Genomic DNA, 10,691 nt, shown 5'->3' with positions numbered 1-10,691 from the left:
CTGTTGAGGGCGATCAGGAGGTCCAGGCTCTCGGCCTGGCGCACCTCGCCGACGATGATGCGCGACGGGCGCATCCGCAGGGCCTCCTTCACGAGCCGCCGCAGCGGCACCTCGCCGGTGCCCTCGAGGCTGGGTTGGCGGCACTGCATCGAGGCGACGTCGCGCAGCGGGATCTTCAGCTCGAAGACCTCCTCGCACGTCACCACCCGCTCGCGCGAGGGGATCGCCGCGCTGAGACAGTTCAGGAGCGTCGTCTTGCCTGCCTGGGTGCCGCCGGCGACGAGGATGTTCAGGCCGCTGGCCACCGCCGCCTCGAGGAACCGCGCTGCCTGACGTGTCACCGTGCCGAGCGCCACGAGGTCGTCGAGGTGGTCGGCCTTCACGACGAACTTGCGGATGTTGACGTGCCAGTGCTCGCGGGTGATGTCGGGGATCACCACGTGCAGCCGCGACCCGTCGGGCAGGACGGCGTCGACGAACGGCGAGGACAAGTCCACCCGCCGGCCCGAGGACTTGAGCATCCGCTCGACGAGGTCGCGCACCTCGTCGGCCGTCAGGATCGTGGTGGTCAGCTCGGCGATCCCGCCGCGGGCCACGAACACCTTCGACGGCTCGTTGATCCAGATCTCCTCGATCGTCGGGTCGTCGAAGTACTGCTGCAGGGGGCCGAAGCCGGCCACCGCGTCGAGCACCGACTTCACGGCTTCCTCGACGTTCGCGAGGGTGGGCAGCCCACCGTGGAGCGAGCGCTCGTCGTAGTCGGCGACGGCCTCCCTGACCAGGCGGTCGATGGCGCGCGGATCCCGTGACGGGTCCAGGCCCGAGCGTCGGATCAGCTCCCGAACCTCGGACTCGACGTTGCGCACGGCTTCCACCACGGACCTCCCCTGCGAGACCTGCACACCCCCGTGAGCCCGTCTGCGAAAGCAGGCGGCAGTCGGCATCCTAGGGCGATCCGCCCCCTTCGTGGCCATCTGTCCACAGGCGGTGGATGACTCCGTCGCGCGTACCGCGTCCCGCCCTAGCGTGCCGCCATGCGCCTCCAGATGACGATCGTGCGAGCCGACCGGCCGGGCGAGCCGCTCGAGGTCGAGGTCGACGCGGACCCGGCCGACACCGCCGCCGACCTGTCCGCAGCCCTGGCCACGGTGCTCGGCGAGCCTTCACCTCGGGAGCTCCACTGTCGGGGGCGCGCCCTCGACCGGCAGGCTCCACTCGGCGTGGGCGCCCTGGTCGACGGAGCGGCGATCACCGTGGGCGCTGTCCCGGCACCGTCCGGCCCGGGGCGCGATGACCCCCGGGCTCCACTGGCGCTCGTCGTCGTCGGCGGTCCCGACGCGGGGCGCCAGGTCGACCTCCGCCGAGGGACGACGCGCATCGGCCGGTCGGGCGAGGCCGACCTCGTGATCGCGGACCCGGAGCTCTCGCGGGTGCACGCGGTGGTCGACGCGGGGCCTGACGGCGTGACCCTGCACGACGCCGGGTCCACCAACGGCTCCGTCGTCGACGGCGAGCCGGTTGGCCGGGACGGCCGCCGCATCGACACCACGAGCCTGGTCACCCTCGGCTCCACCCGGCTGCGGCTGCGCTCCACCAGCGCTCGGCCGGCCGCCCTGACCCGGGCCCGGGAGGGCGTGCGACTGGTCAACCGCGGCCCGCGGATCCGCCGCGACGTCGAGCCGTCCACGCTCACCCTGCCCTCTCCGCCGCAGGCTCCCACACGCGCCAGCCTCCCGTGGGTGGCCATGCTCGTCCCGGTGCCGGTGGGGGTGGTCCTCGCGCTGGTCTTCAGCCCCCTCATGCTGGTGTTCACCCTGATGAGCCCCCTCCTCGTGGCGGGCAACGCGCTGTCCGACCGCCTCTCGGGCCGACGCCGGTATGCCGCGCAGCTCGCCGAGCACGCGGCCGCGGTGGGGCGCGTGGAGGCCGACGCGGCCGCGGCCGTCAGTGACGAGCAGCGCCGTCGTCGCTGGGCGCTCCCGGACGGCGCGGAGATCCTCGCCATCGCGTCGGCGCCGTCGGCGAGGCTGTGGGAGCGGCGCCCGGCCGACCCGGATGTGCTCCGGGTCAGGGTCGGCACCTGGTCTGCGCCGGCGCAGCTGCGGATCGTCGACCCCGGTGGCGCCTCGACGCGCCGGCCCGTCGTCGCCGACGTCCCCTGTCCGGTCTCGTTGGACGAGGTGGGGGTGCTCGGAGTCGCCGGTCCCAGGCCCCAGGTCGAAGGGCTCGCCCGCCTGGTCGTCGGCCAGCTGGCGGTCCTGCACTCGCCCCTCGACCTCAGCCTGTGGGTGCTTGCCTGCGACCGGGCTGCCGCCCGCTCCTGGCACTGGGTGTCCCGGCTGCCGCACTGTCGCGGCAGCCTGCCCCCCGGGCTGACGCGCCGGTTCGCGGTGCTGGACCCGTCAGGCGAGCACGTCGTGCGCGCGGTGCGCGAGCTGCAGGCGATCGTGGCCCGGCGCCGCGACACCGGGCGGCGCGGTCCGGAGCCCTGGACCGGCGAGCGCACGGTGGTCGTCGTCGACGGCGTGAGCCGGCTGCGGTCGACGCCGGGCCTCGCGGAGCTGATGGACGAGGGGCCGTCCGTGGGAGTCGTGTTCGTGGCCCTCGACGACAGCCCGGACCGCCTCCCCACGGAGGCGGGGGCCGTGCTCGAGCTCAGCCCCGACCGGCACGCCTGCGCCCTGCGCACGAGAGAGGGCGCCCTCGGCGCCGGTCTGGTGCCGGACGGGTCCGGCGCATGGTGGTCTGAGCGCCTCTCCCGCTCTCTCGCACCCCTGCGCGACGCCACCCCCCGTGACGCCGGCGCCGGCATCCCCGAGACCGCCCGACTGCTGGACCTCCTGGGGTTCGACGCCCGTGACGCCCGGCAGGTGTCGGCGCGCTGGCAGCGCGCCCCACGCAGCACCACAGCGGTCGTGGGCATCGGCCCCGACGGCCCGCACGCCCTCGACCTGCGCACCGACGGGCCCCACATCCTCGTGGGTGGCACGACCGGCTCGGGCAAGTCCGAGTTCCTCCAGACGCTGGTCGCGTCGCTGGCGGCCGGCAACCGACCGGACCAGCTGTCCTTCGTCCTGGTCGACTACAAGGGCGGATCCGCGTTCTCGGAGTGCGCCGCTCTGCCCCACACCGTTGGGCTGGTCACCGACCTCGACCACGGGCTTGCCGAGCGGGCGCTGGTGTCCCTCACCGCCGAGCTGAAGCGCCGCGAGAGGCTGTTCGCCGACGTCGGTGCCGCGGACCTCGACGGCTACGAGCGCCTCGCCCCCACAGCCGGCCGGAACCTCGTGGTCCCCCGCCTCGTGATCGTCATCGACGAGTTCCGCGTGCTGGCGGAGGAGCTGCCCGACTTCATCGCGGGCCTGGTGCGCATCGCCGCCGTCGGCCGCTCCCTCGGGGTCCACCTCGTCCTCGCCACGCAGCGTCCCGCCGGCGTCGTCACCGCCGACATCAAGGCCAACGTCAACCTCCGCATCGCCCTGCGGATGCGCGACCGGGCCGACTCCGACGATGTCCTCGACGCCCCCGACGCGGCGAGCATCAGCGAGCGCACGCCGGGTCGGGCGCTCGCCCGCAGCGGCGGCAACGAGGCGCGGACGTTCCAGACCGCGCGGGTCGGCGGCCGGGCACCCCGGGCGTCCGGCGGCCTGACCGTCAGCCCCCTGTCCGGGCTGGGCGTCCCAGCCGGCCTCACAGCACCCGCCGCGCCCGCCGCGGACGCCGGACCTGGCGGGCGAATGCCTGCGGAGCCATCCGACCTCTCCCTCCTCGTCGCCGCGCTGCGTCGTGCCGCGGAGGACTCGAGCGTGCCGTTCCCGGTCTCCCCGTGGCTCCCGCCACTTCCGGACGTCGTCCTCGCCCACGGCCTGGACGACCACGGCGCCCCCAGCCCCTGGCGGCTCCCCCTGGGGCTGGCCGACCGTCCGGCAGCCCAGACCCAGGAGCCCCTCGTCTGGGACCTGCGGACCGTCGGTCACTGGGCCGCGGTGGGCACGACCGGCACGGGACGCACCACCCTGGCCCGCCTGGTCGCGACGGCCGCGGCCTCGCGGCTCGGGCCGGAGGACCTTCACGTGTATGCCGTGGACGGCGGCGGCGGGCTGCGGGTCCTGGAGAGCCTCCCGCACACCGGGGCCGTCGTGCCTGGCGACGACCTGCCCCGCGTGGACCGACTGGTCGGCCGGCTCTCGGAGGAGGTGGCTCGTCGGCGGCGGGTCGCGGCGGGGCTGCTCGGCCCCGGGCAGGACCCGCCGCTGATGCTGCTGGTCCTCGACGGCTGGGACCAGGTCGCGCAGGCCGCCGACAGCCTCGACCACGGGGCGCTCACCGACCGGCTGCTGGCGCTTCTGCGTGACGGAGCCTCCGTCGGGCTTCGCGTCCTCGCGACGGGAGGACGCGGGCTGCTCCACGGCCCCGTCGCCTCCCTCTTCGACCGTCGCCTCGTGCTGCGCCTGGCAGACCGCACCGACGCGATCGTCGCAGGACTCCCGCTTGCTGGCCTGCCCACCCACCAGCCCCCGGGCCGGGCAGTGGTGGCCCCCGAGGGAACGGAAGTCCAGCTCGCCTGGCCAGAGCCGGCGGCCGCACCGCTCGACGGCGCCGCTGCGCCGTCAGGCCGGGTCGGGCGCGCCGCCGCGGGGGTGCCCGAACGGCACACGGACGGCAGCCGCCTGCCCCTGCGCGTACCGACGCTGCCGTCCGAGGTGGTCCTCGACGAGGCGCTGGCCTCCGGGGCGAGCCCCGGCACGGTCCTGGTCGGCGTCGGCGGGGACGCGGTGGAGCCCGTGGGCCTCGCGCCTCCGACCGACGGGCGCCTGTGGTTGGTGGCCGGGTCCCCTCGGTCCGGCACGTCGACTGCGCTGCGCACGATCGCCCAGTCCCTGCTCGGCGCGGGGGCCAGACTTGCCGTCGTCACGGCGCGGCCGGGGCCGCTCGACGACCTACGGGCGCACCCAGGCGTCGCCTGCTGGGCCGGCCCTGACGACGCCGGGGCGCTCATCGCCGCGCGGCAGCAGCACCCAGGGCTGTCGGTCCTCGTCGACGACGCCGACACCCTGCTGGACACCCCGGTCGAGCCCGTGCTGCGCGAGATCGGGCGCCTCGCCGACCGCGACGGCGGGCTCCTCGTGTGCGCGGCCAAGTCGGCCACCCTCGCCACGCAGTACCGCGGGGTCGCCGTCGAGGTCGCACGGCAGCAGAGCGGGCTGCTGCTCTGCCCCCAGGGTCCGGCGGAGGGCGACCTCCTCGGCGTCCGGGTGCCGCGGTGGCGCGAGCGGGTGGCCGGTCGCGGCCTGCTGGTGAGGCGGGGGTCGGCCATCGAGCTCCAGGTCGCCCGCGCGGGCGGGCCCGGCTCCGCGGCGCCCTGACCCGGGGTGGGCCGAGGTCGCCACAGCTCGGAGCCGGGCGGGTCAGGGCGAGCGCGAGGGGTCGCCGGTTCCCGGTACGTCGTGGGCCTCCCCCGTGTCGGCGGCAACGGCAGCGACGATGCCGCCGACAGCGACACCGGCCACCAGCAGCCCCACCCACCCGCGGCCGCCCTGCACCAGCCCCCACGCGACCGGCAGCAGCAGGCCGTTCCACACGATGGTCGGTGTGTTCGGCCAGTTCCGCCCGACCAGCCACCCCCGCGCGAGGGCCAGCAGGCCGCCGGCGAACAACGCGATCAGCAGCACCTCCATGACGACCCGCACGGCGTCGTCGGAGCCACCACCAGCGAGCTCCACCAGCGAGAAGACGCAGAAGCCGAGCAGGAAGAGCGCCTGGGCCAGGCAGACGGCTGCGGCGGCGATCCGGCCACGGTCGCGTCCGTGGGCCGAGGGGTCAGGATGTGGGGAGCTCTCCGGCACGCGGCAAGGGTAGCCGGGGACGACCACGGGCCCGGCGGGCGCGGAAGACCCCAACGGACCCCGGTGTGACCAACAACTCAGGGCCCGGGCCACAGCGGGTGCCGTCCGCCTCTGTCCACGCCGCCGTCCTGCGTGAAATGGTGGAACAGAAACCCCTACGGACCCGTTGGCAGAGACGTGGGTGTTGCCCGAGAATGGGCGCGCCCCCGCTTTGACCCCTGCGTGGGCACCGTCGAACGGCTAGCATGGCCGGTCGGCTGCGCCACGAGCGCAGCCCGACATGACCAGCTGGACGCAACGACGCGCCTTGCACCATGCCGGGTACCCCGCGGCATCCCTGCGACACCCCCGCAAACGACAAGGAGCACGATCTTCATGGACTGGCGCGACCGCGCTGCCTGCCTCGACGAGGACCCGGAGCTGTTCTTCCCGATCGGGAACACCGGCCCGGCCATCCTGCAGATCGAGGAGGCCAAGGCCGTCTGCCGACGGTGTGAGGTGATCGACACCTGTCTGAAGTGGGCCATCGAGTCCGGCCAGGACGCCGGAGTCTGGGGCGGCATGTCCGAGGATGAGCGCCGCGCCCTCAAGCGTCGTAACGCCCGCGCCCGCCGCGCCGGCTGACCCGGCGGCTCAGCACCCTCCCCAGAACACCCTCCCTCCCCCGGGGCTCGGGGCACTCAGCCCGAGTCCCGGCTCAACGGACGAAGCCGCGCCAGGAACCGCACCCGGGTCCCGCGCGGCTTTGCTGCTTCCCAGGTGATGCGGCCGCGCAGGTCCTGCACCAGCGACTGCACGATCTGCGTGCCGAGCCCGGAACGGCCAGGCGAGAAGTCGTCCGGCAGACCCGCACCGTCGTCGGTGATGGTCACCTCGAGCAGCTCGTGGCCGTCCTCGCCGCGGCGCTGGACAGCCACCTCGATGGCGCCGCCGGCCTCCGCGAGCCCGTGCTCGGCGGCATTCTGGATCAGCTCGGAGAGGACCATCGCCAGGGCGGTGGCGTCCTCGGCGCGCAGCATTCCGAACTCGCCGACGATGTGGGCATGCACGGGGTGCTCGCCGCGCGCCACCTCCACCACGGCGTTCAGGCCCCGGTTGGCGATCTCGTCGAAGTCGACCCGCTCGTCGAAGCCCTGGCTGAGCGTGTCGTGGACCAGCGCGATGACCCCGACACGGCGCACGGCCTCCTCGAGCGCCGTCCTGCCCTCGCCCTCGGGCAGCCTGCGCGCCTGGAGCCGCAGGAGCGCGGCCACGGTCTGCAGGTTGTTCTTGACCCGGTGGTGGATCTCCCGGATCGTCGCGTCCTTGGTCATCAGCTCGCGCTCGCGGCGGCGCAGCTCCGAGACGTCCCGCAGGAGCAGCAGGGCACCGACCCGCTGGCCGCCCTCGGTCAGCGGGATGGCCCGCATCGAGACGCTGGCGCCGCGCGAGCTGACCTCGGTGCGCCACGGCGCCCGACCGGTCACGACCACTGCGAGCGACTCGTCGACGGGGGACTCGTCACGCAGCAGGTCCGCGATGACCTTGGCCAGCAGCTCGCCGATGACGTCACCGACGTGCCCGAGCCGGTGGATCGCCGACAGGGCGTTGGGGCTGGCGTAGGTCACCTCGCCGTCGACGTCGAGGCGGATCACGCCGTCGCCCACCCGCGGTGCACCGCGACGCATCCCTGTGGGCGCAGAGGCGTTCGGGAACTCCCCAGCGGCGACCATGCGCGCCAGCGCGTCCGCGAGCGCCTGGTAGGTGAGCTCGAGCCGGCTGGGGGTGCGCATCGCCGCGAGGTTCGTGTGCCGGGTCAGCACGGCCAGCGCGCGCCCGCCACGGACCACCGGGATCGCCTCCTCCCGGACCGGCACGTCCTCGCGGAAGCTCGGGTCCTTGGCGCGCACGATGCGGCGGGTCGCGTAGGCCTCCTCCAAGAGCGCCTGACGTCCGCGGTGGCTGCGGCGCCCGACGACGTCCTCGAAGAACACCATCTGGCCGGTGGTCGGGCGGACGTGCGCGACGGCGAGCCACCCCTCGTCCCCGCCCGGCACCCACAGCACCAGGTCAGCGAAGGAGAGGTCGGAGAGCAGCTGCCAGTCGCCGACGAGCAGGTGCAGCCAGTCCGCCTCGGCAGGAGCGAGGTCGGTGGCGTCGGCGAGGACCTGGTTGAGGGTCGGCACGTCAGCAGCCTAGTGAGCAGCCCGTGCCGCCCGTGCCGCCCCTGCCGCCCGTGCCGCCCCTGCCGCCCGTAACGCCATGCCGTCTCGCGCCGCCGTCAGGACCTCACGACGTCGCCGACCGCCAGCGAACCCGGCCTCGCCACGTCGGCGTAGACGCCCGCGCACACGTTGCGGTGGGCCCCGACGGCCTTGAGCAGCCCGTCGAGCCCGGGCAGGTCCACCTGCTCGACGTCGACCATGCGGCACCGCTCGATGCGCTCGGTGACCGCCAGCACCACGCCGCCGACGCTGACCTGCCGGCCCACCCAGGCCTCCTCGGCGAAGGGCTCGGCGGTCTCGACGACGAGGTTGGCGCGCAGGTGCCTGGGGTCCACGGGGTCGTCCAGGCCCATCAGGGCGGCGAGCGCGCGGAGGCTCGCCGTGCCGACGAGGCTCACCTGCCCGGCGTCCTGGTGCGGGACGTCCGCCTCCGGTCCGAGCTCGACCTCCTCGCCGAAGTGGTCCGAGAGCGCGAGGTCGGCGACGGACTCACCCGCCACGACCGCCCGGCCGTCCGGGAGCAGGACCTCCACGGCCTCCCCGACGGTGCGGGAGGCCAGACCGAAGACCGGGTCCATCCGCCGGAAGCGGCGCGTGTGCTTCCCGCTCGCCAGCTTCCCCTCGACGTCGTAGACAGCCCAGCCCCGGTCGCCGGACAGCCCGCGCGCGTCGACCGCCACCGAGTCCAGCCGCTCCCCCGCCATGGACTTGACGGGGAAGCGCCAGATCTCGGTGACGCGGGCGACGTCGTGCCCTGTCGTCACGACACGGCGGCGCCGGAGCGGATGACCGAGCGCAGGGTGCGCAGCGCCACCGAGAGCGCGGCGATGTTGGGCCGCTCGAGCCGCTCGATCCCGGCGAGCGCGGTGCGGGCGCGGGTGAGTGACTCGGCGTTCGCCTTGGCCCACTGCTCGTAGCGCGCACCGGGCTCGCTGGCCGCGTCGGTCGCGTCGATCACGGACCGCGTCAGGGACTCCAGCACGGCATACAGGTCGTCGCGCAGCGCGCCGCGGGCGAGCGCGTCCCAGCGGTCGTCTCGCGGCAGGTTCGTGACCCGGCCGAGCATGAGGTCGATCCCGAAGCGCTCGGAGACGACGAAGTAGAGCGGCGCGACGTCGGCGGGCGACTCGCCCGTGTCGGTGGCGATGTCGACGACGTCGAGCAGCGAGAACTGGTCGAGGAGACTGGCCACCTTCAGCGCGAGGTCCTCGGGCACCGAGAGCTTCTCGAGCTCCTTCGCGTTGCGCTGCAGGCGTTTCAGCTCCACGCCCTTGAGCATGTCCGGGACCTTGGGCGCGAACTCGCGCACCACCTCACCGAACCTGGCCACCTCGTTGGCGACGTCGAGGCGCGACGGCCGGGAGGTGAGGAACCACCGGATGGCGCGGTCGATGAGCCGTCGGAACTCGAGGTACAGCTGGGTCTGGGTGTCGGTGGTCACGACGTTGTCGAGCGCCTCGACCTCGCGCACGAACGCGGTCAGGTCGAAGATCTCGCGGGCGACGACGAAGGCCCGCGCGATCTGCTCCGGCGTCGCCCCGGTCTCCTCGATGGCGCGGAACGCGAAGGTGATCCCTCCGCGGTTGACCATCGAGTTCACGACCGCGTTGGTGATGATCTCGCGGCGAAGCGGGTGCTCGGCGAGCTCGGCGGCGTACTGCTCCCGGATCGGCTCCGGGAAGTACTCGCTCAGCGTGGCCTGGAACCACGGGTCGTCGGGCAGCTCCGTGGGCAGCAGGTCGTCCTTGAGGGCCAGCTTGGCGTAGGCCACGAGCACCGAGAACTCGGGGGACTTCAGGCCGAGACCCTCGCCGCTGCGCTGGTCGATGTCCGCGTCGGAGGGCAGGAACTCGAGCTCGCGGTCGAGGTCGCCCCGCTCCTCGAGCCAGTGGATGAGTCGGGTGTGCACCGGCAGCATCCCGTGCTCCTGCGCCCGGGCGTTGCCGAGCAGGACGTTCTGCTCGTAGTTGTCCCGCAGCACCTGCGCGGCGACCTCGTCGGTCATCGAGGCCAGCAGGGCGTTGCGCTGCTTGAGGGTCATGTCGCCCTCGCGCACGAGACCGGTGAGCAGGATCTTGATGTTGACCTCGTGGTCCGAGGTGTCGACGCCGGCAGAGTTGTCGATGGCGTCGGTGTTGACGCGGACGTCGTGGAGCGCCGCCTCGATGCGACCGAGCTGCGACAGGCCGAGGTTGCCGCCCTCGCCGACGACCTTGCAGCGGAGCTGGTGGCCGTTGACGCGGATCGCGTCGTTGGCCCGGTCGCCGATGGCGGAGTTGTCCTCCGTCGATGCCTTGACGTACGTGCCGATCCCGCCGTTCCAGAGCAGGTCGACGGGGGCCTGGAGGATCGCCTTCATCAGCTCCGCCGGCGTCATCCGGTCGACGCCCTTCGGCAGCCCCAGCACGCTGGTCATCTCGGGAGTGATCGGCACCGACTTCAACGAGCGGTCGAAGACGCCGCCGCCCTTGCTGATGAGGTCGTCGTCGTAGTCGGCCCACGACGAGCGCGGCAGCTCGAAGAGACGCTTGCGCTCCGAGAACGACGTCGCCGCAACGGGATTGGGGTCGATGAAGATGTGGCGGTGGTCGAACGCCGCGACCAGCCGGATGTGCTCGGAGAGCAGCATGCCGTTGCCGAA

General features: G+C 73.7%; 7 protein-coding genes. 2 read left to right on the top strand and 5 right to left on the bottom strand.

Features of this window, described 5'->3' with window-relative positions:
- Positions 1-875, bottom strand: an 875-nt coding sequence (locus VIB11_RS02350) for a CpaF family protein (RefSeq protein ID WP_332027995.1), incomplete at its 3' end; no start/stop codon positions are given.
- A 159-nt stretch (positions 876-1,034) separates the two neighbouring features.
- On the opposite strand from VIB11_RS02350, the gene VIB11_RS02345 reads away from it, so the two are divergent.
- A complete protein-coding gene (locus VIB11_RS02345) occupies positions 1,035-5,366 on the top strand; it encodes an FtsK/SpoIIIE domain-containing protein (RefSeq protein WP_332027993.1) in 4,332 nt (1,443 codons plus the stop codon).
- A 42-nt stretch (positions 5,367-5,408) separates the two neighbouring features.
- Here the strand turns inward: VIB11_RS02345 and VIB11_RS02340 are convergent, their stop codons facing one another.
- Positions 5,409-5,846 (bottom strand): hypothetical protein, encoded by a 438-nt coding sequence (locus tag VIB11_RS02340; protein WP_332027992.1) that lies wholly within the window; start codon positions 5,844-5,846, stop codon positions 5,409-5,411.
- 375 nt (positions 5,847-6,221) lie between these two features.
- Here VIB11_RS02340 and VIB11_RS02335 point away from each other — a divergent pair, with 375 nt between their 5' ends.
- Positions 6,222-6,470: a WhiB family transcriptional regulator gene (locus VIB11_RS02335; RefSeq protein ID WP_141778302.1), complete on the top strand. Its 249-nt coding sequence runs from the start codon at positions 6,222-6,224 to the stop codon at positions 6,468-6,470.
- A 56-nt stretch (positions 6,471-6,526) separates the two neighbouring features.
- Here the strand turns inward: VIB11_RS02335 and VIB11_RS02330 are convergent, their stop codons facing one another.
- The 3 genes from VIB11_RS02330 to VIB11_RS02320 all read right to left on the bottom strand — a co-directional run.
- Positions 6,527-8,011, bottom strand: coding sequence for a PAS domain-containing sensor histidine kinase (locus VIB11_RS02330; RefSeq protein WP_332027990.1), 1,485 nt, complete (start codon positions 8,009-8,011; stop codon positions 6,527-6,529).
- A 95-nt stretch (positions 8,012-8,106) separates the two neighbouring features.
- On the bottom strand, positions 8,107-8,814 hold the full coding sequence (locus tag VIB11_RS02325) for an MOSC domain-containing protein (RefSeq protein ID WP_332027989.1): 708 nt from the start codon (positions 8,812-8,814) through the stop codon (positions 8,107-8,109).
- On the bottom strand, positions 8,811-10,691 hold a 1,881-nt coding region (locus VIB11_RS02320), incomplete at its 5' end, for an NAD-glutamate dehydrogenase domain-containing protein (protein ID WP_332027988.1). The genes VIB11_RS02320 and VIB11_RS02325, both read right to left, overlap by 4 nt.

The sequence above is a fragment of the Pedococcus sp. genome (assembly GCF_036554925.1).
Taxonomy (GTDB): domain Bacteria; phylum Actinomycetota; class Actinomycetes; order Actinomycetales; family Dermatophilaceae; genus Pedococcus_A.
This window is presented reverse-complemented; position numbering and strand designations above follow the sequence as displayed.